Source organism: Lysobacter sp. HA35, from assembly GCF_054061195.1.
Map to the genome: position 1 here is coordinate 1,359,041 of NZ_JBSSDY010000001.1, position 24,682 is coordinate 1,383,722.

21 protein-coding genes and 1 tRNA gene are annotated in these 24,682 nt (G+C 67.9%); 11 read left to right on the forward strand and 11 right to left on the reverse strand.

All coding sequences use genetic code 11. From position 1 onward, the window contains the following. The first annotated feature begins 45 nt into the window (after window positions 1-45). Window positions 46-453 (forward strand): DUF6491 family protein, encoded by a 408-nt coding sequence (locus tag ACVWZN_RS06625; protein ID WP_027083479.1) that lies wholly within the window; start codon window positions 46-48, stop codon window positions 451-453. Window positions 454-550: 97 nt separating this feature from the next. Here ACVWZN_RS06625 and ACVWZN_RS06630 read toward each other — a convergent pair whose 3' ends face one another. After that, on the reverse strand, window positions 551-3,049 hold the full coding sequence (locus ACVWZN_RS06630; RefSeq protein ID WP_456953126.1) for a S8 family serine peptidase: 2,499 nt from the start codon (window positions 3,047-3,049) through the stop codon (window positions 551-553). 235 nt (window positions 3,050-3,284) lie between these two features. Between ACVWZN_RS06630 and ACVWZN_RS06635 the strand changes: the two genes are divergently transcribed. From ACVWZN_RS06635 to ACVWZN_RS06655, 5 genes are all read left to right on the forward strand, one after another. Continuing rightward, window positions 3,285-4,112: a DUF6689 family protein gene (locus ACVWZN_RS06635; RefSeq protein WP_456953127.1), complete on the forward strand. Its 828-nt coding sequence runs from the start codon at window positions 3,285-3,287 to the stop codon at window positions 4,110-4,112. 142 nt (window positions 4,113-4,254) lie between these two features. Next, entirely contained in the window at window positions 4,255-5,160 is a 906-nt protein-coding gene (locus tag ACVWZN_RS06640; RefSeq protein WP_456953128.1) for an FHA domain-containing protein, read from the forward strand. After that, window positions 5,157-8,426: a protein kinase domain-containing protein gene (locus ACVWZN_RS06645; RefSeq protein WP_456953129.1), complete on the forward strand. Its 3,270-nt coding sequence runs from the start codon at window positions 5,157-5,159 to the stop codon at window positions 8,424-8,426. The genes ACVWZN_RS06640 and ACVWZN_RS06645 overlap by 4 nt, the downstream gene beginning before the upstream one ends. After that, on the forward strand, window positions 8,423-9,124 hold the full coding sequence (locus ACVWZN_RS06650; RefSeq protein WP_456953130.1) for a sensor histidine kinase: 702 nt from the start codon (window positions 8,423-8,425) through the stop codon (window positions 9,122-9,124). Before ACVWZN_RS06645 ends, ACVWZN_RS06650 begins: the two co-directional genes overlap by 4 nt. 57 nt (window positions 9,125-9,181) lie before the next feature. Beyond that, a complete protein-coding gene (locus ACVWZN_RS06655) occupies window positions 9,182-9,823 on the forward strand; it encodes a response regulator transcription factor (protein ID WP_027083474.1) in 642 nt (213 codons plus the stop codon). Here ACVWZN_RS06655 and ACVWZN_RS06660 read toward each other — a convergent pair. Then, complete coding sequence (locus tag ACVWZN_RS06660; RefSeq protein ID WP_456953131.1) at window positions 9,820-11,013, reverse strand: MFS transporter; 1,194 nt, start codon at window positions 11,011-11,013, stop codon at window positions 9,820-9,822. The genes ACVWZN_RS06655 and ACVWZN_RS06660 overlap by 4 nt on opposite strands. Window positions 11,014-11,134: 121 nt before the next feature. On the opposite strand from ACVWZN_RS06660, the gene ACVWZN_RS06665 reads away from it, so the two are divergent. The 5 genes from ACVWZN_RS06665 to dxs all read left to right on the forward strand — a co-directional run bounded on the left by ACVWZN_RS06665 (window position 11,135) and on the right by dxs (window position 17,509). Beyond that, on the forward strand, window positions 11,135-11,617 hold the full coding sequence (locus ACVWZN_RS06665) for an NDR1/HIN1-like protein (RefSeq protein WP_456953132.1): 483 nt from the start codon (window positions 11,135-11,137) through the stop codon (window positions 11,615-11,617). Between the two features lie 10 nt (window positions 11,618-11,627). Next, window positions 11,628-13,424 carry an acyl-CoA dehydrogenase C-terminal domain-containing protein gene (locus tag ACVWZN_RS06670; RefSeq protein ID WP_456953133.1) on the forward strand — a complete coding sequence of 599 codons (1,797 nt, stop codon included), beginning with the start codon at window positions 11,628-11,630 and terminating at the stop codon, window positions 13,422-13,424. A gap of 75 nt (window positions 13,425-13,499) precedes the next feature. Beyond that, a complete protein-coding gene (locus ACVWZN_RS06675) occupies window positions 13,500-14,159 on the forward strand; it encodes an HNH endonuclease (RefSeq protein ID WP_081672167.1) in 660 nt (219 codons plus the stop codon). Between the two features lie 152 nt (window positions 14,160-14,311). Continuing rightward, window positions 14,312-15,514: a hypothetical protein gene (locus ACVWZN_RS06680; RefSeq protein ID WP_456953134.1), complete on the forward strand. Its 1,203-nt coding sequence runs from the start codon at window positions 14,312-14,314 to the stop codon at window positions 15,512-15,514. 93 nt (window positions 15,515-15,607) lie between these two features. Continuing rightward, a complete protein-coding gene (dxs, locus tag ACVWZN_RS06685) occupies window positions 15,608-17,509 on the forward strand; it encodes a 1-deoxy-D-xylulose-5-phosphate synthase (protein WP_456953135.1) in 1,902 nt (633 codons plus the stop codon). Between the two features lies 1 nt (window position 17,510). Here dxs and ACVWZN_RS06690 read toward each other — a convergent pair whose 3' ends face one another. The 9 genes from ACVWZN_RS06690 to infC all read right to left on the reverse strand — a co-directional run bounded on the left by ACVWZN_RS06690 (window position 17,511) and on the right by infC (window position 24,628). After that, window positions 17,511-18,536 (reverse strand): TraB/GumN family protein, encoded by a 1,026-nt coding sequence (locus tag ACVWZN_RS06690; protein WP_456953136.1) that lies wholly within the window; start codon window positions 18,534-18,536, stop codon window positions 17,511-17,513. 191 nt (window positions 18,537-18,727) lie between these two features. Beyond that, a tRNA-Pro gene (locus ACVWZN_RS06695) sits at window positions 18,728-18,804 on the reverse strand. A gap of 96 nt (window positions 18,805-18,900) precedes the next feature. Next, complete coding sequence (locus ACVWZN_RS06700) at window positions 18,901-19,257, reverse strand: MerR family transcriptional regulator (RefSeq protein WP_027083468.1); 357 nt, start codon at window positions 19,255-19,257, stop codon at window positions 18,901-18,903. Further along, window positions 19,250-19,555 (reverse strand): integration host factor subunit alpha, encoded by a 306-nt coding sequence (locus tag ACVWZN_RS06705; RefSeq protein WP_027083467.1) that lies wholly within the window; start codon window positions 19,553-19,555, stop codon window positions 19,250-19,252. The genes ACVWZN_RS06700 and ACVWZN_RS06705 overlap by 8 nt, the downstream gene beginning before the upstream one ends. Window positions 19,556-19,573: 18 nt before the next feature. Further along, window positions 19,574-21,952, reverse strand: a complete 2,379-nt coding sequence (gene pheT, locus ACVWZN_RS06710) for a phenylalanine--tRNA ligase subunit beta (RefSeq protein WP_456953137.1) — start codon at window positions 21,950-21,952, stop codon at window positions 19,574-19,576. A 59-nt stretch (window positions 21,953-22,011) separates the two neighbouring features. Further along, window positions 22,012-23,007 carry a phenylalanine--tRNA ligase subunit alpha gene (gene pheS, locus ACVWZN_RS06715; RefSeq protein WP_456953138.1) on the reverse strand — a complete coding sequence of 332 codons (996 nt, stop codon included), beginning with the start codon at window positions 23,005-23,007 and terminating at the stop codon, window positions 22,012-22,014. Between the two features lie 230 nt (window positions 23,008-23,237). After that, the gene (gene rplT, locus ACVWZN_RS06720) at window positions 23,238-23,597 is read right to left on the reverse strand and encodes a 50S ribosomal protein L20 (RefSeq protein ID WP_027083464.1); all 360 of its coding nucleotides are present in this window, start codon (window positions 23,595-23,597) and stop codon (window positions 23,238-23,240) included. 13 nt (window positions 23,598-23,610) lie between these two features. Continuing rightward, window positions 23,611-23,808: a 50S ribosomal protein L35 gene (rpmI, locus tag ACVWZN_RS06725; RefSeq protein ID WP_027083463.1), complete on the reverse strand. Its 198-nt coding sequence runs from the start codon at window positions 23,806-23,808 to the stop codon at window positions 23,611-23,613. A 292-nt stretch (window positions 23,809-24,100) separates the two neighbouring features. Further along, on the reverse strand, window positions 24,101-24,628 hold the full coding sequence (gene infC, locus ACVWZN_RS06730; protein ID WP_081672163.1) for a translation initiation factor IF-3: 528 nt from the start codon (window positions 24,626-24,628) through the stop codon (window positions 24,101-24,103). Window positions 24,629-24,682 lie beyond the last annotated feature (54 nt).

The following is a 24,682-nucleotide window of genomic DNA, read 5'->3' on the forward strand; positions in this document are numbered from 1 at the left end:
CAAGCGCATCATCGGGAGACCTTCAACGGAACTGGAGCACACACCATGAAACCCGTACTCGCGCTGGTGGCCGCCGCGCTCGTGCTTGGCGGCTGTGCCAGTAACCCCCAGAACACGGCGCAGCAGCTCGAGATGTATCGCTCGAACGCAGGCGCGCCGATCAACAACTTCCTCTACAACAGCAGCTTCATGCAGTGGACGCCGCTTGGGACGGAGGCGCTTGCACTCTGGATGTCGCCCGGGCGCGCATACCTGCTCGAGGTACCCGGCTGCCGGGACCTGCAATGGGCACACGGCATCCAGGTCACGCAGAGCGGCGGCAACCAGGTATCGGCGAAGCTCGATCGCGTTATCCCGCTCGGGGCGGGCAATACCGTTCCGTGCCAGATCGTGTCGATCCGCCCACTGGACACGAACGCGGTCCGCGCCGCGGAGCGCGTCGTCAGCAAGTAGAACAGTCGACCTCGGCAGACATATGCGCGCAATGCAAACAAAAACGCCCCGGGTTTCCCCGGGGCGTTGCACATTGACGAGGTGCGCGTGGGGGAACTCAGTCCTGCGCGGCCTGGTAGGCGGTCAGGTAGCGGCCGGCGGCGACGGCGAACGCGGCGCGCGTTACTGCCTTGTTCGGGTCGAAGTACGCCTTGAGCGTCGGCTGCAGGTCGTACGGCCCCTGCTCCACCGCGAAGCGCGCATTGATCAGGCCGAGGTCGAGCGCCTGCTGCACGTAACCGCGAAGCGCGGCGGGGATCGAAGCCGCATCCGCCACCGGAACGCGCTTGCCGTCGTAGAACGCGGTGAGGTCACCACTGAACGACTGCGCCTGCGACTGCAGCGCCATGCTCTGCACCAGCGAGTAGGCGAGCGAGACGCGGGTCACCGGGTCGTTCGCACGGAACGCCCCGTTGACGGTGCCCATCACGCCGTCCTGGTTGTGCGCGAGGTCGCGAAGTGCGCCACCACGTGCGATCGCCGACTCGGCGTACGCATAACCTGCGGCACCGGTGCCCAGATCGCTGAAGCTCGAGCGTCCGTTGAACGGCAGCGATTGACCGATGTTCTGGCCCATCGACAGGTACTGCGCGAGCTCGATGCGCTTGAGGTTGGCATCCGGGCGGAACGTCTTGTCGGCGTAACCATCAGCGAGGCGGTTCGCGATGGCGAACTCGATCGCCTGACGCGCCGGATGACTGGCGATGTCGTTGAGGCCGGTATAGCCGCCCGAGTTGAGGAAGCTGATCTCACCGTCGACATAACCCGGCGCGGCATAGCCGTTCGTGACCTTCAGCGGATCGAGCCCAGCGCCCGACACCGAACCGACGCCGCGTACGGTGAGCTTCCACTTGCCCGCCTTGCCCGGCGCGCCGACGGTGATGGTGTCGCTCTCGACCGGCAGCGCGATCGACGAACCGTACTGCTCGCCATCCGGATCGATCAGCACGAGCGCAACCGTGTTGTCGACGGTCGAACGTGCGCTGACGAAGGCGACTTCCGGACCGACGTCGAACTCCATCGTGTCGACCGTGCCGACCGGCGCGAAGAACAGCGAGAACGGCTCCGGATCCGCGCCCTTCGCGAGCACCGCGTTCGAGTTGAACGTGTGCAGCGAGTTGACCGTGCTGCCGTAACCGGTGCGGACGTTGGTCGCTTCCGCAACGGCGGCATACGTGTTGATGTGACCGGCGCCCGCTTCCCACGAGAGGCGACCGGTCATGTTCGTCGCGGTGCGCTTGATGATGTCCTTGACCTGCGCCGGCGTGAGGTTCGGGTTCGCTTCCAGCATCAGCGCGATGATGCCGGCCACGTGCGGTGTCGCCATCGAGGTACCGCTCATGTGCGTATAGAACGGCAGGTACTGCGGTGCGAGCGTCTCCTGGTCGTGCTGCGCTTCCAGCGGCGGCAGCGCACCGGCGAGGTCGCGATCGGAAATGATGTCGACGCCCGGCGCGACGATGGTCGGCTCGTTGACGTAGGTCCACGACTTGCCGTCTGCCATGGTGAAGGTGCCGGTTTCACCGCGCTTGCCGCGCGACGAGAAGCCGGTCAGCACGCCGTCCTTCTCGCTCGCGCCCACCGAGATCACCCACGGCGCCTGCGCGTACGGGTTGTGCGTGTCTTCGCCCGGGCCGTCGTTGCCGGCCGCGAACACGCTGACGATGCCGCGCTTGTAGAGCTCGTACGTGGCGACGCTGACCGGATCGGTCGGGTCGAACGTGCCACTGCTGCCCCACGAGTTGCTGACTACACGGATCGTGTCGCGATAGCTGAACTGGTTGGTCGCGGCGTAGTCGAGGCCACCGACCGCATCGAGGATCGAGATCACCGCGCCCGAGCCATAGCCGACCAGCGATGCGCCCGGAGCGACGCCGCGATACAGGCCGTTCGAACGCGCGCCGCTGCCACCCACGATGCCCGCGCAATGCGTGCCGTGACCGGAGCTGATGTCGGAGTTCGGCACGTTCTCGGCGTACGTCATCGGCACGATGCCGGGCGCGACATCCGATGCCAGCGACGCCAGAATGTTCTGCGGCGCGAGCACGTTCTGCACGACATGCGTGCCGAGCTTGAGGTCATCGTGCGTCGCATCAATGCCCGAGTCATTGATCATCACCGCGACGCCCTTGCCGCTGAACGGCACGGCGCGACTGAAGTCGCCCGGGTTGGAGATGGCACGCGTCGCGCTCGAGATCTGGTTCGCCTCGACGTCGAAGTAGCGCAGCGGCGCGTTGTAGAAGATCGAGACGACGTCGCCTTCCTTCGCGAGCGCGCGGATCTCGGCCGGCGTGGCGATGACGCCGGCGATCGGCAGGCTGCGCATCGTGCGGCCCTTCTCGATGCCGAGCGCCTTCAGCTCGGCGAGCTGCGTGGCGTCGATCGGGCCGGACTGGCGATACGTGACCACGACGCCGAGCTGGTCGGTCGGCGCGGCGGCAGCGAGCTTCTGCACGAGCTGGCCGTCGAGGTGGGCGTCGGCGAGGGCAACGCCACTGGCGAGCAGGCCGAACGCGAGGGCGGAAACGCGGAGGGAGAGGGAGCGCGAGGCGGACATCGGGAACTCCAGGTCAGGCGACGATGCAGTTGTCGCACCGGCGGCGGCCCGCTCCCATCCGGCATTGCCTCCACGCCGCGCAGGGGTAAACACTCATGAACGCGCGGGGGTTTTCGACCTCGCGTCCGCGCCGCGCGCCGGTGTAAGGTCGGGCCCGTCCGCAACGACGCGCGCTTCACCAGGCCCGGCCTAGCGTCGCTGCGATATCGGGGTCCCAACACGTTCCGGAGCCGCCATGCCGCGTGGTCTTGCCCGCTGGTTCATCTTCGCCCTGCTGGCCGTCGTCGCTCCGTTCGCATCCGCGCAGTCGTTGCCGGTGCAGGTCGCGGTGCAGGGCAATGTCGCCACCGTCGTCATCGGCACGCCTTCGCTGCCCATCGCGGATATGACGCTGACGTTCGACTCGCCGCACGCGTTGTCGGCCGCGAACCTCGGAATCGTCGCGCAGACGGTGTCGCTCAACGACCCGCAGTTGCTGACGCGGCTGCCCGGCTCGCTCGCCGCGCTGGATTCGTCGTTCCCGCTGATGGTGACGGTCGAGCCGCCCACCGGCGGCCTGTCGTTCGATCGCACGGTCAAGGTCGAAATCCATACGCACGCTCTGGCCTACACCTACGGCAGCAGCTATCGCCTGTTCAAGGCGCCGATCGGGGGCGCGTTCCGTGACATCACCACGGAAGTCGCGCAGGGCAGCGTCCGCGCACGCGGCACGACCGGTGGGTTCTCGCAATTCCTGATCCTCGCCGACGTGCGCCGCACCGGCGACGTCGTCAACGACAAGCTCGAACGCCTCCGCACGCGTATCGCCACGCTACCGGCCAGCGAAGCCGCGCCGTTGGAAGCGCAGCGCGCCGCTGCGGCGCAGGCTGTAGCGGACGCCCGCTACGACGACGCGCTTGTGAACCTCGATGCCCTCGCCTCGCGCGTCGATGCACGTGCGGGCACTGCGATCCCGAATACGTGGCTCGCGGGCGGCGGTGGCGACAACACGGCGGGCGAACTCATCGCCGGCGTCGCCACGGCGAAGTTCTCGATCGCCTACCTGCGCAACTTCGGGCACTGAGGCACCGCCTGACGCCGCCACGCTCCATCGACGCATCCGAAGCCCCCGCCCGTCGGGGGCTTCGCGCGTCCGGGCCCCGCACGTCGGCGTACGTTGACGTGCACGGCCGTTTCGCACGGGGAACTGGCCCTAAGATGCGCTGATGCAGGCCCGTCTCATCGCCTACGTTCCGGAAGGCGCCGCAATCGCACGAATCGTCGCACCGGGCGACCGTCTCCGCATTGGTCGCGCGCTCGACGCCGACCTGTTGTTGCCGCATGCCTCGGTATCGCGTCGCCACGCCGAGCTCGCACCCGAGGTCGACGGCACATGGCACCTGACCGACGTCGGCAGCAAGAACGGCAGCTACGTCGACGGTGGGCGCGTCACCGATACCTCGCTCGCGCGCGCATGCTGGCTGCGCTTTGGCGACGTGCACTGCGAGTTCGCGATCCTCGACACCAATGCCGCCGAGGAACAGGTGCGACGCTGGGCGGAACGCCGCAACGAGGCCACGCGCCTTACCGCACGCATCGAAGCCATGGCGCAGCCGCAGGACGGCGCCGCGCCGACATCCACCCTGCTGGAGCACAGCCTGCGCGCGGTGCTGGAACTGGCGCAGTGCACGCGTGGCTTCGCGCTGACCGCGGGCGGCGGGCGTTATCGCATCGCGGCATCGATCGCGCTGGATGCATCGCTCGCCACCGGCCCCGAATTCACCGGCAGCCTCGGCGCGGTGGCGCAGGCACTGCGGTCGCGCGCACCGGTGGTGTTCAACGACATCGGCCACGATGCCTGGCTGTCCAGCCGCGAGTCGGTCGTGCGCGGCGGGCTGCGTACGTTGATCGCCCTGCCCCTGCTCGATGGCGATCGCGCGCTCGGTGCCGTGTATGCCGACCGCCGCGAAGCCGGCCCCGCGCTGACCACGCTCGACGTCGAGCTTCTGCAGGCCTTCGCCGAGCGTTGCGCGCTGTGGCTGGCCGCGCGAGGTGAGGCACAGGGCGGCGTAGAACCGCCCGCGCCCGGCGACTGGGCGAACCTGCTCGCAGGCCATTCGCCGACGCGATGACCGACCACACGTCCACCGGCATCTACGCGCAGATGGATCTGGCGCCCGGCACCCTGCTCGCCGGGCGTTTTCGCATCGAGGGGCTGGTCGGTGTCGGCGGCATGGGCGTCGTCTATCGCGCGCGGGACGAAGCGTTAGGTGTTCCCGTGGCGATCAAGTTGCTGCGACCGGAAATCGCGCAGCGGGCCGATGCGTTCGAACGCTTCCGGCAGGAGTTGCTGCTCGCACGCCAGGTGTCGAGCCCGCACGTGGTGCGCATCCACGACATCGCGCGACACGAGTTCGCCAACGGCGATACGCGTTGGCTGATCAGCATGGACCTGATCGACGGCGAGCCGCTCGATCGCGTCCTCGATCGCGGCGCGCTTCCCGTCGACACCGCGCTGCGCATCGCGCGCGACGTTGCACTGGGCTTGCAGGCCGCGCATATGCGCGACGTGGTGCATCGCGACCTCAAGCCCGCGAACGTGCTGGTTGCTGCCGATGGAAACGCATCGATCACCGATTTCGGCGTGGCGCGCTCGATCGCGACGAGCACGCGCAGTGCGACGTCGAGCATCGTCGGCACGCCGGATTACCTGTCGCCCGAACAGGCGCGCGGCGATCCGATCGGGCCGCGCAGCGATCTGTACGCGCTCGGCCTGATCCTCCACGAGATGCTGACCGGCGAGCGTGCGTTCGCATCGGCGACCGCGGCGGAAGCGCTGGCGCAGCGGATGGTGCGCACGCCTGCGCTCGTCACCGCGACGCGACCCGACGTGCCGACATGGATCGCGCGGCTCGTCGAAAGGCTTCTGCGTCCGCAGCCCGCGCATCGGCTGCCGGACGCGGCTGCGGTCGTGCAGGCGATCGACCGTCGCGAAGTACCGCGCGATCCTGTTCGTGGTCGTCGTTTGCTCGCAGCTGCTGTTATCGCTGCGCTAGCCATCGGCGGCGGCGCGTTCTGGTGGACGCATCGCGCTCCCGTGAATGCCATCGCGCCTGCGCCATCGCGCCCGCTCGAACGCGTGCTGCTCATGCCGCTGGAAGGCGACGGCGTCGCGGAAGCCGAACGTGTCGGGCTCGACATGCAGTTGCGCGCCGCATTGGCCGATGCACCCGGCATGGCGCGCGTCGACACCGATCGCATGTTGCAGGCACTGGGGCAGCTCGACGCAACGGGCCGGCCAACGCTTGATGCAATGCGTCGCGCCGGTGCGGCGAGCCGCGTGGTGCGTCTCGAACTCGCATCCGCGGCGAACAGCTGGCATGTAGTCGTTGAGCAGGATGGCAGTGGCGGTGCGCGACTCGCTGGTCCGCGCGCAGCAACGCCCGCTGCCGCGCTCGCCGCGTGGTTGCGCACCGCGCAGGCCACAAGCGCGCTCGGCGTCAATGCGACTCCCGCTTTCCACGTGCCTGCGCCGAACGTGCTCGCGCTCGAAGGCTCGGCGGAAATCGCGCGTCGCGCCGGTCACTACGACGCCGCGCTGGCGGCGCTTCAACAGGCGACCGCGCTCGATCGCGATGACCCGATTATATTCGTCATTCTGGCGCAGGTCGCGCAGGCGATCGGCGAGGACGACCTTGCGCTATCCGCAATCGACCGCGCGCAACGCGCCGCGCCGAATTCTGCGACGTCGTCGCGTGATCAGCTCGCAGCGATGCGCGCGATGCTGGAAGGCGACCCGTCCGTCGCGGCGAAGACGTGGAGCGCGCTGTCGACGCGGTCGCCGTCCGACACCTTCGCGCAACTGCAGTTCGCGCGCGCGTCCGGCGCCGCAGGCGAATTCGACGCCGCCATCGGCACGCTGCAGAAGCTGACCGAACGCGATGCACAGGATGCGCGCGCATGGTTCGAACTCGGCAAGTTCTCCATCCTCAAGGGCGACTCACTCCCGGCGGTGGACGACTACCTGGTCCGCGCGCTCGTTCTGTTCAAACGCGGCCGCAACGCGTACGGCGTCGCGGAAACGGTGAATGCGCTCGGCGTCGGCTACGGACGGCTCGGTCAGACAGTCGACGCCGAAGAGCAGTACCGCCGCGCGGTCGAACTGCGCCGTGCGGTCGGCAATCGACGCGGCGTCGCGACCAGCCAACGCAACCTCGCCAACCTGCTTAGTCAGCGCGGGGCGTTCGATGCTGCGGCCGCCGCGCTGGACGAGGCGCGTCGCATCAACATCGAACTGAACGATCGCGCGGGCCTTGCGGCGGTCGACAACGAACGTGGGTTGCTCGAAGAGGAACGCGGTCATTATGCCGCATCGCTCGATGCGTTCCGTCTTGCGCTGCAGGGCTTCGAGCGTGCCGGCGACCCGCATGGTGTGGCGCAGGCGCTCAACGACATCGGCTTCGCCCAGTACCAGCTCGGCGCATACGACGATGCGCAGACCTACTGGCAGCGTGCGGCCGACGCGTACCGCCAGCTCGGCGACGAAACCGGCGTGATCCGCACGCGACAGAACCTCGGGCTGCTGCTCGCCGCCCGCGGACGATGGGCCGATGCGCAGCAGGCGCAGACCGATGCTCTCACGCAAGCGCGTCGTCGCCAGATGGCGGAGGAAGCCGCCGTCGCCTATCGCAACCTCGCGGAACTCGCGATCGCGCGCGGCGACACGTCGGGCGCAATTCGTAACGCGGCCGAAGCGCTTGCACTGTTCAAGGAACGCGACGACCTGCGCGGAAGCGTCGACGCGCGCCTGCTCGATGCGGAAGCGCGCATCGAAGGCAGTGACCTCGACGGCGCATCTCGCGTGCTGGCGGGATTGCGCACTGATCTCGCGCAAGCATCGACGGAACAACGTGCGATCGCCGGCCGCCTCGACGCGCAGCTTGCCGACACACGCGGCGACCCACGTGCGGCGCTTGCCGCGTTGAAGATCGCGCAACCACTCGCGATGGCGTCGGGCGTGCGTGCGTTGCAGCTCGACCTCGACCTGCTGCAGGCGCGCATCGCGAAGCGCGATCCGACGCCGTTCGACGCGCCCACCGCCGCGCTCGGCAATGCGGGCCTTCGTCTCGACTGGACCGACCTCGCGATGCGCGCCGCGCTCGCACGCAATGACGCAGCGGGCGCTCTGCGCCTGTATCGCGACGCCGCGCCGTCGCTGCGTGATACATCGAGCCGCCTCGTCGCTTCCATCCACGATCAGGCGGCGGCGGCCGAACGCACGCTGGGCGACACGTCGGCCGCCGCCGACGCCGAAACCGCGGCACGCGAGGCGCGCACGCATTTCGAGGCCGCAATGCCGCGCGTCGCATCTGCCGCAACCAAAGCCACCGCGCCATGACCGACTCCACCGCCGACCGCTACATGCAACTGCTCGACCGCCTGGAGGCGAACGAACGCGAGTTCCGTCGCCTTGGCCGGTCGGTGCTACGCGTGCAGGAAGACGAACGCCGTCGCCTCGCACGCGATCTGCACGACGGCGTCGGCCAGAACCTCACTGCGCTCAAGCATCGGATCGCGCAATTGCGTGATGGGCTCGACGACGACGCGCCGATGCGCGCCGCGCTCGATGCGGCCGTCGCACTCTGCGCCGACACGCTCGAAGACACGCGCGAACTCTCGCGCCTGCTGCGCCCGACGATCCTTGACGATCTCGGTCTCGAACCCGCCCTGCGCTGGCTCGGCCGCAGCGTCGGCGAAACCGCGGGCATCGCGGTCACCGTCGACGTGGAGCCGCTTCCGCCGCTGGATGGCGAACGCGAAACGCTGATGTTCCGCATCGCGCAGGAAGCACTGAACAACATCGCGAAGCATGCGCAGGCGCGCAGCGTGCTGCTGCGGCTGGTGGAGCGCGAGGGTCGCCTGCAGTTGCAGGTGCTCGACGACGGCATCGGCTTCGATACCGGCGAACGCGCGGGCGGAAGCGGCGTATCCGGCATGCGCGAACGTCTGCGCCTGTTCCAGGGCACGCTCGAGATCCATTCCGCGCCCGGGAACGGCACGCGGCTGCGCGCGGTGGTGCCGCTCGACGCGTACTGACGCCGTCAGGGCGGCCCCGGCTTGACGCCATGGCCGCTCGAACCGCACGGTTCGCGCATGCCCATCCGCATCCTCATTGCCGACGACCACACCCTGGTGCGCGAAAGCCTCGTCGGCCTGCTGCAGGCCGATGGGGACGTACAGGTCGTCGCGCAGGCCGCGGACGGCATCGAAACACTCGAGAAGGCAAACGCGGTGCGGCCCGACATCGTGATCGCCGACCTGTCGATGCCCGGCCTCGGCGGTATCGAGGTCGTGCGACGCCTGCGCGAGTCACTGCCGCAGACGCGCGTGCTGGTGCTGACCATGCACCAGGAAGACGAGTACGTGCTGCAGGCCGTGCGCGCCGGCGCGTCGGGTTACCTCGTCAAGGACAGCGCGTCGTCGGAGTTGCTGGCCGCCGTGCGTAACCTGCACGCCGGACGCGGCCACTTCGGCCCACAGGCGGCGCGCACGCTGGCGCAACAGCTGCAGCACCCCGAACGCACGCTCGACGATCCCTACGGCCGGCTCACCGCACGCGAGCGCGAAGTCTTCCACCTGATCGCCGAAGGCCACACGACGAAGGAAGTCGCACGCAAGCTCGACATCAGCGCGAAGACCGCCGAAAACCATCGCGCCCGGGTGCTCGACAAGGTCGGCGTGCGCAACACCGCGGAGCTGGTGCGTTACGCGCTGCGCAAGGGCCTGCTCGACTAGGCCACCGCTACCGGCTTCGGCAGCGCGAACGATGCGAGCCCGCACAGCGCCGCAAACACCGCGCCAGCAACAAACGTCGTCGATGCACCGTGCCAATCCCACAGCGCGCCGGCCAGTGCGCTCGCGATGACCAGCGCGATGCCCGACGCAAGACTGAAAACACCGAACGCCGTGCCGCGGAAATCCTTCGGCGCGTGGTCGGCGACGAATGCTCCGAGGACGCCCTGCGTCAGGCCCATGTGCAGTCCCCATAGCGCCGCACCCGCAAGCGCGACGATCGGACCGTGCGCGGATGCCAGCACGACGTCGGCCACGACGAGCACCGCCAATCCTGCGACCAACACACCGCGTCGCCCAAGCCGGTCACTCAACACACCAGCCGGGTACGAGCTCAGCGTGTACACCAGGCTCATCACCACCAGCACCAGCGGTGCATACGCCTTCGCGAGGCCGAGCTGGTCGGCGCGCAGGATCAGGAAGGCCTCGCTGAAGCGCGCCAATGACAGCAATGCGCCGATCGCGACCACGCGCCAGTAACCGCTGCCGGGCGCACGCAGACCTTCGCGCGTGATCGGAAGACTTGCGCGCGGCGCACGATCGCCGACGCGTTCGGGCTCGCGCACGAAGCGCACGAGGATCGCGACCGATACCAGGCTCGGCACCACGGCGAACCACAGCACATGCCGGATGTCGTCGTGGAACGCGAGCATCAGCGCGATCGCCGCGAGCGGGCCGATTACCGCTCCCACGGTGTCCATCGACTGACGCAGGCCGAAGCTCGCGCCGCGCAGGTCGGGCGGGACGATGTCGCTCATCAGCGCGTCGCGCGGTGCGCCGCGGATGCCCTTGCCGAAGCGGTCGAGCAACCGCGCGCCGACGACCATCGACACCGACGTCGCCATCGGAAACAACGGCTTGGTCAGCGCGGCTAGCCCGTAGCCCAGCACCACCACCGGCTTGCGGCGCCCGATCGCGTCGCTCGCATAGCCGGAGAACAGCTTGGTCACCAGCACGAGCCCTTCCGCGCTGCCTTCGATCAGCCCGATCGCCAGCGCGCTCGCGCCTAGCGGCCCGGCGAGCAGCAGGGGCAGCAGCGAATGGACCATCTCGGAGCCGAAGTCCATGAACAGACTGACCCAGCCCAAGGCCCATACCGCGGGCGGAATGCGGCGGATGTTGGATCGCTGCATCGGCTGCTCCATCGATGACGAGCCGAGTATGGCGGCCGTCGCGTGGCGAACCTCCACAGCGTGTCGACGCGCTCTCCGTGCGGGACGGTATGCTCGACACGATTCCGAACGGAGCCGCTCGATGCGTCCAGCCTCACTCTTCCGATTCGCCCTCGCGACCGCCGCGCTCGCGATGCTCGCCGCCTGCGCCAGCGGCCCCGTGCGCCGCGTGTCCGAGCCGACCGCGCAGATCCAGCAACTGACCGTGCGCGCCGACGGCGGCTGGGACGTCCAGCTGCGGCTGCAGAACTACAGCTCGATCCCGATGCGCTTCGACACGGTGCGGCTCACGCTGACCGCGTCCGAACAGGCCGCCGGCGATCTCGTCGCATCGCCTGCGCTCGACATCGGCCCGGAATCCGCTGACGTGATCGACGTGCGCCTGCAACCCGCAACCGGTGCGAAGCTCGCCATTGCCGATGCATTGGCCGCGGGTCGCAGCGTCGACTACGGGCTCGAAGGCAAGATCGCCGCGACGCCCGACAAGAAGTCGCAGCAGACCTTCGACGTGAAGCATCGCAGCACGCTCAACCCCGCGCCGGGCCTGCCCGGCGTGCTGCGCTGAGGTCGCCGCCATGAGCCGTTACGACGCTCCACTGACCGACATGCGCTTCGTGCTCTTCGACCTGCTGCAGGCCGAACGCGAGTTCGCGCGACTGGGCCATTCCGACGCAACGCGAGACGTGCTCGACGCCGTGCTCGAGGAAGGCGCGCGCTTCGCCACGCAGGTGCTCGCGCCGCTCAACCGCGTCGGCGATGAAGTCGGCTGCACGCTCGACACTTCGACCGGCGACGTCCGCACGCCACCCGGCTTCAAGGAGGCGTATGCGCAATACGTCGAAGGCGGCTGGACCGGCCTTGTCACCGCGACCGAGCACGGCGGCCAGGGCCTGCCGCACCTCGTCGGCTTCCCGATCAAGGAAATGGTCGACGCCGCGAACCTCGCGTGGGGCAACTTTCCGCTGCTGTCGAACGGCGCAGTCGAAGCGTTGTCGGTCTATGGCACCGAATGGCAGCGCGAAGTGTTCCTCAAGCCGCTGGTCGAAGGCCGCTGGACCGGCACGATGTGTCTGACCGAACCGCATTGCGGCAGCGATCTCGGCCTGCTGCGCACGCGCGCTGAGCCGCGCGGCGACGGCACGTATTCGATCTCCGGCACCAAGATCTTCATCACCGCCGGCGAGCACGACATGACGGACAACATCGTCCATCTCGTGCTTGCGAAATTGCCCGATGCGCCTGCAGGAAGCCGCGGCATCTCGCTGTTCGTCGTGCCGAAGTTCCGTGTTGCGAAGGATGGCTCGATCGGCGAACGCAACACGCTTCGCTGCGGAAGCCTCGAACACAAGATGGGCATCCACGGCTCGGCGACGTGCGTGATGAATTTCGACGGCGCGGAGGGCTACCTCGTCGGCGAACCGCACAAGGGCTTGATGGCGATGTTCGTGATGATGAACACCGCGCGCCTTGCCGTCGGCCTGCAGGGGCTGGGCCTTTCGGATCGCGCGTACCAGAACGCGTTGATCTACTCGAAGGAACGCCTGCAGATGCGCGCCGCGACCGGCGCGAAGTTCCCGGACAAGCCGGCCGATCCGATCATCGTCCACCCCGACGTGCGCCGCATGCTGCTCACGTGCAAGGCGCTGGTCGAAGGCGGCCGCGCGATGTCGTACGACGCCGCATTGCAGTTCGACATAGCGCTGCATGGCACGTCGGACGAAGAGCGCGCGGAAGCCGATGCGCTGGTCGGTTTCTTGACGCCGATCGTCAAAGCCTGCCTGACCGAATGGAGCATCGAGGTGACCTACGATGCGCTGCAATGCTTCGGCGGACACGGCTACATCCACGAACACGGCATGGAGCAGCTCGCGCGCGATGCGCGCATCACCACGCTCTACGAAGGCACGACGGGCATCCAGGCGCTCGACCTGCTCGGTCGCAAGGTGATGCAGCTCAAGGGTGCCGGCCTGAAGGCCATGCTCGGCCGCATCCGTTCTTTCGCGACCGAGCATGCCGACGACGCCGCGATCGGCGGCTACTGCACGGCGCTCACCGACCTCGCGACGCAGTGGCAGGCACTCAGCGTCGCCATCGCCCAGCGCAGCGGCGAGAACGCGGACGAGCTCGGCGCGGCGTCGTACGACTACCTGATGTTCTCGGGCTACGTCGTGCTCGCCTACTGGTGGGCGCGCAGCGTCGCGTCGCTCGACGGTGCATCCGTCACGCCCGCGTTCGCCGACGGCAAGCGCGCGGCCGCACGGTTCTATTTCGACCGCATCCTGCCGCGCACGCTCACCCATGCGGCGGCGATCGAGAGCGGTGCGGCGTCGCTGATGGCTCTCGACGCGGACGCTTTCGACGCCGGACGCTGAACCGGCCAGCGGCCGCGTCGATGCAACACGAGCCGGTGACGCCCTTTCGTCACCGGCTCGTTATAAGCTCGGGCCATGGCGCACCATCCTGCTAGGTTGCGACTCGTCGACCACGATCCGATCTGGTCTGCGGAACCGCTGTCCCCGCCTCCCGGCGGATTCCCGCTGGACGGCGTCCGTTTGCTCTCCCTCGACGCGCATGGCCACGTCCTCGACTGGCTGCACTGGCACGAGGCGACCTGTCTCTACGCACGCGGCGCCGTGGCCTGGACGCTGGGCGAACCCTGCCTGCGCGTACGTGGCGGCCATGCGCGCGACACCGGCGAGCGCAGCATCATCGAACTGCATCCCATCGTCGCGACGCGCGGCCGCGCACGTGCGCACGCGCTGAACCCGACGCCCGCGCTCACCAACCCGGCGCTGTTCGCGCGTGACGCGCACCTCTGCCTCTACTGCGGCGACCCGTTCCCGCGCAGCAAACTCACGCGCGATCACGTCATGCCGCTGTCCAAGGGCGGGCGCGATACGTGGGAGAACGTCGTCGCCGCCTGCTTTCCCTGCAACTCGCGCAAGCGCAACCGGACGCCGCAGCAGGCGTCGATGCCGCTGCTTGCCGTACCCTACCGGCCGAGCTGGATCGAACACCTGATCCTCTCGAACCGGCACATCCTCGCGGACCAGATGGAATTCCTGAAGGCGCAGTTGCCGCGCCGCGAGCGACGCATCGCAGTCTGAGGACTGCGTCCCCGTTCACGATTCGACGACGCGGTGCGTCGCATGTCGACGCATGCACGTCGTGCGCGTTGACGGCGCCGGACCCATTCGCAACACTCGACCCAAATACTAGGCAGAGACGTATGGCGGCATTGACACTCGGCTTTACCGGCATGGACGCTTCCACCGAGAGCGAGCTGCGCCGCGCCTTCGAACAGGCGCTGCCGGCCTCCGGCGGCGGCTGGCAGCTGGTGCCGGACACGCACGCCGACTACGTCGTCGTCGACATGGACAGCATGTACGGCCCGATGAGCTGGCTGCGGCTGCACAACGCCGGCAAGCAGGTGGTCGGGCTCACCGCCTCGCCGCGCACGCAGGCGCCGTATCGCCTCCCGCGTCCGGTCGATGCGGAATCGCTGACGGAGCTGCTGCGCGACATCCGCGTCGCGAACGGTGTGGACGCGATTGCCGTTGCGCCCGCTGCCGCGCCGACGCCTGCCGCCCCGCCCGCGCCGACGCCCGCACCCGCCGAACCCGAGCGCATCGCGGTCAAGCCGTCCGGCATGACGCCGTCGCCGCAGCCGTTCGACCAGCTGCCCGAAGAGCGACCCGCGCCGGCCGCCGCGACGGAACTGCCCGCGAATCCGGTCGCGATCACCGAACCTGCAGCGCCCGCGCATGAGCCGCCGAGCGTGGCCGTCGCGAAGGTCGTTCCGCCCGCGCCGAGCATTGAGCCGGTCGCGCCTGCGCCTGTCGCTGTTCCGACGCCTGCACCGACACCCGCTCCCGCCCCGCCCGTCGCGACCCGCAGCGCCGAGCCGCAGTCGCTGGCCGAATGGCTGGCCTCCGGTCGCTTGCGCGGCCGCGTGCGTTTCGGGGACGGCAGCACCGCCGTCCTGCTCGACACCGACCAGCGCCAGTACTTCGGCCCGTCCGCGCTCAAGCCGGTCACACCGCTCTTCACGCGCAACGCCACGCTCGCCGACTTCGAAACCGTGTCGCCGGACATCTGGAACGCGCAGACCACCGCGCTCGGCGCGCCGCAGCCGATCGCGCGCCTCATCTGGTACGGCGCGTTGCTGGCCGGCGAAGGCCGCATCGCGCCGGGCTACGACCCGGCCGACCGCTTCAGCCTGACCAAGTGGCCGCAGACCGAGCGCGAGTTCCCGAAGCACTTCCGCATCGCCACCGCGATGATGAAAGGCCCGGCGACGATCAAAGAAGTGGCCGACGCCAGCAGCGTGCCGGAGTCGGATGTCGCCGACTTCGTGAACGCCTCGCTCGCCACCGGCTTCGCCGAGCCGTTCCGCGAGCCGGAACCCGAGCCCGATGCCGGCGCACGCGGCGGCCTGTTCGGACGCCTGCGCGGTCGCTGATCTGACGGCACGCACACCAGCGGCAGGCGCGATGCCTTGCCGCTGGACCGCCTGCGGCGGGACAATGCGCAGTTCGCTTTTCCGGCCGCTTCCATGATCGATCCGCAGCGCTACCCGCGCCTTTCCCGCATCGCGACGCCGGCCGACCTCCGGCAGTTCGACGAGGCCGAGCTGCAGGACATCGCGGACGAGTTGCGCGCGTACCTCATCGAGCAGGTCGCACTGGTGGGCGGCCATTTCGGCGCGGGCCTTGGCGTCATCGAACTGACCGTCGCGCTGCACTGGCTGTTCGACACGCCGACCGATCGCCTGGTGTGGGACGTCGGCCATCAGACCTATCCGCACAAGATCCTGACCGGACGCCGCGACACCATCGCGACGGTCAAGCAGAAGGACGGCGTCGCGCCGTTCCCGAAGCGCGAGGAATCCGAATACGACACGTTCGGCGTCGGTCATTCGTCTACGTCGATCTCGGCCGCGCTCGGTATGGCGATCGCACTGCAGCGCATGGGTGACGACCGCAAGGTGGTCGCAGTGATCGGCGATGGCGCGATGACCGCCGGCATGGCGTTCGAAGCGCTGATGCACGCCGGCGGCATGGAGCCCGAGCCCAACCTTCTGGTGATCCTCAACGACAACCAGATGTCGATCAGCGAGAACGTCGGCGCGCTGACCAAGATGCTCGGCCGCCTCAGCGGCAGCCGCGCGCTCAACGCGATCCGCGAAGGCGGCAAGAAGCTGCTCGGCGACAAGAACAAGGGCCCAGCGCGCTTCGTGCGTCGCTGGGAAGAACATTGGAAAGGCATGTTCGTGCCGTCCACGTTGTTCGAGGAACTCGGCTTCCATTACACCGGCCCGATCGACGGCCACGACATGGACGCGCTGGTCGCGACGATGAAGACGCTGAAGGGCCTCAAGGGCCCGCAGCTGCTGCACATCATCACGACCAAGGGCAAAGGCTACGAACTCGCCGAAGGTGACCAGATCGGCTACCACGCCGTGTCGCCGTTCGATCCCGCGAAGGGCCTGGTCGCCAAGACCGGCGCGAAGAAGCCGACCTACACCGACGTGTTCGGCGAGTGGCTGTGCGATATCGCCGCTGCCGATCCGCGCGTCATGGGCATCACGCCGGCGATGCGCGAAGGCTCGGGTCTCGTGCGTTTCAGCAAGGAATATCCCGAACGCTATTTCGACGTCGCCATCGCCGAGCAGCACGCGGTGACGCTCGCCGCCGGCATGGCCTGCGAAGGTGCGAAACCCGTCGTCGCGATCTACTCGACGTTCCTGCAGCGCGGCTACGACCAGCTCGTGCACGACGTCGCGATCCAGAACCTCGACGTGCTGTTCGCGATCGATCGCGGCGGCGTGGTCGGCCCCGACGGCGCGACGCACGCGGGCAATCTCGACCTCTCGTTCCTGCGCTGCGTGCCGAACATGGTCGTCATGGCGCCGGCGGACGAGAACGAGTGCCGCAAGATGCTGTCGACCGGCCATTACTACGACGGCCCCGCCGCGGTGCGTTATCCGCGCGGCACCGGCCCGGGCGTCGCGATCGAGCCGACGCTGGATACGTTGCCGATCGGTCGCGGTGAAGTGCGTCGTCGTGGATCGAACATCGCGCTGCTCGCATTCGGCGCGATCGTTCCTGCCGCGGAAGTGGTCGGTGCGGAACTCGGCTTGACGGTCGCGAACATGCGCTTCGTGAAGCCGCTCGACCGCGACCTCATCCTCGAGCTCGCGCGCACGCACGACGGCTTCGTGACGCTCGAGGACAACGTTGTCGCAGGTGGCGCGGGTTCGGGCGTTGCGGAGTTGCTGGGCGCGGAAGGCATCGCGATGCCGGTCGTGCACGTCGGGTTGCCTGACGAGTTCCAGCACCACGCAAGCCGCGAGCAGTTGCTCGCCGAGGCGGGCTTGGACGTCGCCGGCATCCGCGACGCGGTGCTGCGTCGCTGGCCTGCGCTGCGTTCGCCGCCGCGCGCGGCGGCGGTCTGATTCAGCGGGACGCGGCGGGCGTTGTTTCGACCAAAGCCGGCGCGTCCGGGGCTTCGACGACGTAGCCCTTCGCCGCGAGCGCAGCCACGAGCCCGCCCGGTTGCATGACATCGTTGATCGGCAACGTCGCGAACGTCGTCCGGTTACGCGCCAGGCTCGCCTCCGCTTCGGCGATCCATTTCGCGCGCGCCTGCGCTTCGAGGTTGTCCATGCCGTACTTCGCGGCGAACTGGCCGCCGAGCATCGCGCGTTCGCAGACGTCGCCCAAGTCCGGGTTCGGCAGCGTGCCCAATGCCGGCACGTCGCCACGCGCCCATGCATCCGCGCGGGCCGACAACGCCGGCAGGTCGCGCTCGACGCGATCGAGCGTTTTCGTGAAGCACTCGACGTCAGCAAAGTCCGCGGCCTTGAACTCCTTCAGCACCTTCTTTGGATTCTCGAGCTTCACTTTCGCGACGGGCGCTACCGGCTTCAGGCCGCGCGCCTTTACCGCATCGGCGACTGCTGTACGCACGACGTCGCGACCCGTCAGCCCCTGCTTCTGGATCGCTTTGTCGTAAAGCTCGTCGGCAGCAAAGATCGGACGCCAGCGCTCGATCGAATCGTCGCGGCCGAGGTGTTGCTGCTTCAGCAACGTCCACCGCGCGTATTGGGCAGCCGGCACCACGTCGTGCAACGTCTTGTCGTCCGGCAGCGAACGCACGCCGACCAGCGATGGCAGCAATGCGAGCTTGCCGAAGAAGCCGATGTCGGCGTCCACCATCACGCTCGGCTCGGCGATCACCTCGTCGGCCGACGCGACGATCCTCCGCATCGGCACCGAGTTCCACACCATCCGCGCCGGCAGCGCCGACACGGTGCCGAGGATCCACAGCGTGTTGTCGCCGCGGCGCACCTTCCACATGCCGGGGCCCGGCGCGTGTACGACCGCCGTGTCGAGAAGGCGTCCGTCGGCAGCGACCGGCGCAGGCTGTTGGGCGAATGCGTCGAACGCGAACGACGCCGCGACGAGGAGTAACGATGACATTGCGATGCGCATGACGGTTTCCGGATCCCTGGATTGAAGTCGCCGGCTGTGACTCGGCCATCGCGACGGAAGTTCCAGCAAGTCTGCGACCTGTCGACGGACGCGACGCGGCCCGAAGGTGGTCATGACGGACGGCACGCGCCGGAAACGACGACGCCCGGCACGTGGCCGGGCGTCGCGATGCATCGAATTGGTCGGGGTAGCCGGATTCGAACCGACGACCACCAGTCCCCCAGACTGGTGCGCTACCAGGCTGCGCTATACCCCGGAAAGCTTCCCGCCGAAGCGGGCGCGCAGTATAGCGCGGCGCGATTGGATCCGCTTCCGACGACGGGCGATGCCACGTCGAAACGAGCGGCCGTACTCAGCGCTTGAGCAGCTGCAGCACTTCTTCGAGTTCCATCCGCACTTGGCGGATGATCTGCGAGCTCAGCGCCGATTCCTGCTTCTGGTTGTCGCCTTCCAGACGCAGGCGCGCGCCGCCGATCGTGTAGCCCTGCTCGTACAACAAGCCGCGGATCTGTCGCACCATCAGCACTTCGTGGCGCTGGTAGTAGCGGCGATTGCCGCGGCGCTTGACCGGATTGAGCGTGGGAAATTCCGTTTCCCAGTAGCGCAGCACGTGCGGCTTGACGTCGCACAGCTCACTGACTTCGCCGATCGTGAAATAGCGCTTGGCCGGGATCGGCGGCAGTTCCCGGTTACTTCCCGGATCAAGCATGGTCCGTCGCTCCGGAGTAGGCCTCGACGCGTTCCTTGAGCTTCTGGCCCGGACGGAACGTCACCACCGTGCGCGCGGAAATCGGAATCTCCTCGCCCGTCTTCGGGTTACGCCCGGGACGCTGGTTCTTGCGGCGCAGGTCGAAGTTGCCGAAGCCCGACAGCTTGACTTGGCGACCGGTTTCCAGCGCCTCGCGCAGCACGTCGAAGAACGAATCGACGAACTCCTTCGCCTCGCGCTTGTTGAGGCCGACCTCGTCGAACAGTCGCTCGGCCATCTCGGCCTTGGTCAGCGTCATCGCTACGTTTCCTCGGGATCAGCTGCGGATCGTCGCGCCGTGCTCACGCTGCAGCGAAGCGACCACGTCGCTCACCACGGCATCCACATCGCGGTCGGTCAGAGTGCGACTTTTCTCCTGCAGGATCAAGCCCATGGCGACACTCTTGCATCCCGTTTCGACGCCCTTGCCGCGGTACACGTCGAACAGCACGAGATCGCGCAGGGACGGGCCAGCAGCCTTGCGAACCGACGTCTCGAGCGCGGCCCACGGCGTGGTTTCGGCGACGACGAACGCGAGGTCGCGGCGGACGGACGGATAGCGCGACAACGCATCAGCCTTCGGCACCGCACGACGCTGCACGGCGTCGAGATCGACCTCGAACGCGACCACGTCGACGTCCAGTCCAATAGCCTGCTGCAGGCGCGGATGCAGCTGCCCGATCCAGCCGACGACGCGGCCGGCGAGCACGATGTCGGCCGATCGACCGGGATGGGCCCACGGCTGCGACGAACGCACGAACGTGAGCTGCGCGCCGGACAGCGCGGCGAGACTTTCAAGATCGCCCTTGAGGTCGTGGAAACCGACCGCGCGTGGCTTCTCGCTCCACTGCTCGCCCTGCGCATCACCGCACGCCACGGCCGCGACGCGCTGCGTGTGCAGCGGCGCCTCGCCATCGCCAGCGGCGTGGAACACGTTGCCGAGTTCGAACAGGCGCACGCGCGACTGCTGACGCGCGGCGTTGCGCGCCAGCGCGGCGACGAGGCCCGGCAGCAAAGATGTCCGCATGATCGCCAGTTCGCCACTCAGCGGATTGGCGAGCGGCACGGCGCCGGCCTGCATGGACCAGGCGTTGAGCCACGCGGCGTCGACGAACGCGTAGTTGATCGCTTCGAGGAAATCGCGACCGGCGAGCGCCCGGCGCAGGTGCGCGGCGTCGACACGCGTTTCGGTGGCAGGCGCGAGCGGCACGACGCCGCCCGGAAGCGTCGCCGGCACGGCGTCGTAGCCGTGGATGCGCGCGACTTCCTCGATCAGGTCTTCCTCGATCGCGAGGTCGAAGCGGCGGCTCGGCGGGGTGACGCGCCAGCCATTCGGCTCGCTGTCGACCGTCAGGCCGAGCGCACCCAGGATGCGTTCGACCTCGGCGTCGTCCACGCGCACGCCGAGCACGCGCGCAAGCCGTTCACGACGCAGCACGATGGGCGTCGGACGCGGCAGATGTTCGTCGAGCGCGGCTTCGATCACCGGCCCAGGCTTTCCGCCCGCGATATCGACGATCAAGCGCGTCGCGTATTCGATCGCCTGCCGCGGCAGCTCCGGGTCGACGCCGCGCTCGAAGCGATGTGAGGCATCGGTGTGCAGGCCGAGCTTGCGGCCGCGGCCGATGATGGCGCTCGGTGCGAAATGCGCGGCCTCGAGGAACACGTCGCGCGTCGCATCCGTCACGCGCGTGTCGTGCCCGCCCATGATGCCGGCCAGCGCGACCGCGCTATCGGCGTCCGTGATGACGAGGAACTGCGGATCGAGCGTGACATCGCGGCCGTCGAGCAGCTTCAGCGGTTCCCCATCGCGCGCACTGCGCACGCCGACCGGCCCTCGCAGCGTGCCGCGGTCGAACGCATGCATCGGCTGACCGAGTTCGATCATCACGTACTGCGTAACGTCGACGAGGAACGACACCGGGCGAATGCCGCTGCGACGCAGGCGTTCGGCCATCCACACCGGCGTCGCGCGCGTGGCGTCCACGCCTTCGATCACGCGGCCGCAGTAGCGCGGCACGTCGGCGCCGGCATCCAGTTCGACCGCCAGCGTCGATGATGTTTCGGCCGTAACGGGCGCGATGTCGAGGGGCGCAACCTGTGCACCCGTCGCCGCGGCCACATCGAACGCGATGCCGCGCACGCTGAAGCAATCGGCACGGTTCGGCGTCAGCTTGATCTCGATGCTGGCGTCGGGAAGCGCGAGGAAATCGGCGAGCTTCGCGCCCACGGGCGCGTCGTCGGGTAGTTCGAGCAGCCCGGACGCATCGGCGTCGATGCCGAGTTCCTTCGCCGAACACAACATGCCGAACGACTCGACTCCGCGCAGCTTCGCCGCCTTGATGGCGATACCGCCCGGCAGCGTGGCGCCGACAGTCGCAAGCGGCGCGCACAGCCCCGGGCGCGCATTCGGCGCACCGCAGACGATCTGCACCAGCTCGCTGTGACCGGCATCGACGCTGCAGAGCTGCAGACGGTCGGCCTCGGGATGACGCTCGGCGCTGATGATGCGCGCGACGACGACGCCGTCGAGTGATGCGCCGAGCGGCGTGACCTCTTCGACTTCCAGGCCGATCGCGGTGAGCGTCGCGGCGAGTTCTGCGCGCGAGGCCTGCGTCGGCACATGCTGTCGAAGCCAGTTTTCAGAGAACTTCATCGGGATCTCGCTCGTCGAACCGGCGCACGGCCGGTGTCATCGGAATTCGAAAGAACGGCTTACGCGAACTGGCGCAAGAAGCGCACGTCGTTCTCGAAGAAGCTGCGCAGGTCGTCGACGCCGTAACGCAGCATCGCGAATCGCTCGACGCCGAGGCCGAATGCGAAGCCCGTGTACTTCTCCGGATCGATGCCGACGTTGCGAAGCACGTTCGGATGCACCATGCCGCAGCCGAGCACTTCCAGCCAACGCGTGCTTCCGTCGGCCTGCTTCCACGCGATGTCGACTTCCGCCGACGGCTCGGTGAAGGGGAAATAGCTCGGACGGAAACGCATCTCGAGGTCGTCCTCGAAGAACGCGCGGACGAACTCGACGAGCGTTCCCTTGAGGTCGGCGAAACTCGCGCGGTCGTCGACCAGCAGGCCTTCGACCTGGTGGAACATCGGCGTATGCGTCTGGTCGCTGTCGCTGCGATACACCTTGCCGGCGGCGATCATGCGCAGCGGCGGCTGGTGTTCCTGCATGAAACGCACCTGCACGCCGGAGGTGTGCGTGCGTAGCAGTCGACCGTCGCCGAAATAGAACGTGTCGTGCATCGCGCGCGCCGGGTGATGCGGCGGGAAATTCAGCGCTTCGAAGTTGTGCCAGTCGTCCTCGATCTCGGGGCCGTCGGAGAGCTGGTAACCGAGGCGGCCGAAGATCTCGGCGATGCGTTCGAGCGTGCGGCTAACGGGATGCAGGCCGCCGCGCGCGACGTCGATGCCCGGCAGCGTTACGTCGATCGATTCGGACGCGAGGCGCGTATCGAGCGCTGCGGATTCGAGACCGACGCGACGTTCCGCGAGCGCGGCCGTCACGGTGTCGCGCGCCGCGTTGATTGCTTCGCCCGCGGCCTTGCGCGCGTCGGGCGGCAACGTACCGAGCTGCTTGAGCTGGCCCGTGATGCTGCCAGACTTGCCGAGCAGCGCGACGCGCAGCGCTTCGATCGCGTCGGGCGAATCGGCGGCGGCGATGTCGGCGAGCGCCTGTTGCGTCAGCGACGAGATGTCACTCATGGACGACCACTCTCTTCGTTGCATCGATCCCGCAGCGCGGGCTGGGCGGGGCGATTAGCGGCACGCCACCGGGCCGTTGAGCATCGCGTTCGGTGCACTGCGCGCCGTCGAACGAGACACCACGAATTTCGGACTGCGGAAACGAACATGGGGAAGGACTTGCGCCCTTCCCCATGCGTGAGGCTTCTCGCGAAAGCCCACGCATGAGCGCGGGCTTCGCTGATTGCTTCTTACGCCGCGAGCGCGCTCTTCGCCTTCTCGGTCAGCGTGGTAAACGCTGCCGCGTCGTGCACGGCGATGTCCGCCAGCACCTTGCGATCGAGCGTGATACCGGCCTTCAGCAGACCGTTGATGAAGCGGCTGTAGCTCATGCCGTTCAGACGCGCAGCGGCGTTGATACGGGCGATCCACAGCGTGCGAAAATGACGCTTCTTCTGCTTGCGGCCGATGTACGCGTACTGCAGCGCCTTCGTAACCGCCTGCTTGGCGACGCGGAAAACCTTGCGACGCGCGTTGTAATAACCCTTCGCCTGGGCGAGGACCTTCTTGTGACGGCGACGCGCCATCACACCACGCTTAACTCGTGCCATTGTTCAGCCCTCCTCAGAGATACGGAAGCATGCGGTCCAGACGGCCCGCGTCCTCGGCACGAACATGGTTCGTCTGCCGCAGGTTGCGCTTCCGCTTGGTCGCCTTCTTGGTGAGGATGTGGCTCTTGTTGGCGTGGCCGCACTTGTACTTGCCGGAAGCGGTCTTCCGGAAGCGCTTGGCCGCCGCCCGATTGGTCTTGATCTTGGGCATATCGATGTCCGTTCGGAGTTTCTGACTGGCTGGGCGGTGGCTTGCGCCACGCTTTCCGTCCTGCCCATACCGGCGTGTTGGTCGACGATCCGGCCGAGCCGGTCGTGACGGGTCCTAAATCCCCGGAATGACCGGGCCGCGTATTGTGCACGACCCGTTAATCCCGTGCAAATCAGTGGGTTGGGCTAAGTCGTCGGCTGGAGACCGCGGCCCTGCTCGAGCGGGCCAGCTCCGGCGTCCCAAAACGCGAACGGCCCGCCGAAGCGGGCCGTCCTGTAAACCGAAGCGGCCGTTACGGCTGCTTCTTCTTGGGCGCGATCATCATCACCATCTGGCGGCCCTCGAGGCGCGGCCGGGATTCGATGACGATGTCCTCGCCCAGGTCCTTCTCGATCCGGTTGGCCATCTCGCGGCCCAGTTCCTGATGGCTCATTTCGCGGCCACGGAAGCGGATGTTGACCTTGATCTTGTCGCCTTCCTCCAGGAAGCGGCGCATGTTGCGCAGCTTGATCTGGTAGTCGCCCTCGTCGGTCACGGGGCGGAACTTCATTTCCTTGATCTCGACCTGCTTCGACTTCTTCTTGGCCTCGTTGGCCTTCTTCTGCTGCTCGAAGCGGAACTTGCCGAAATCCATGATCTTGCAGACCGGCGGGTCCGCGTTGGGCTGGATTTCAACGAGATCGAGGCCTTCGTCCTGGGCCATCGTGAGGGCTTCGTCGCGCGTGAGCACGCCGATCATCTCGCCGTCGCTTCCGATGACTCGGACGCGCGGGACGCGGATCTCGCTGTTTTTACGATTCGGCTTTTCGAGCGTACTGATGTTGCGGTCTCCAGATGTGGAACCGGCCGTCCGGACGGCCGGTCATTCCTGCAG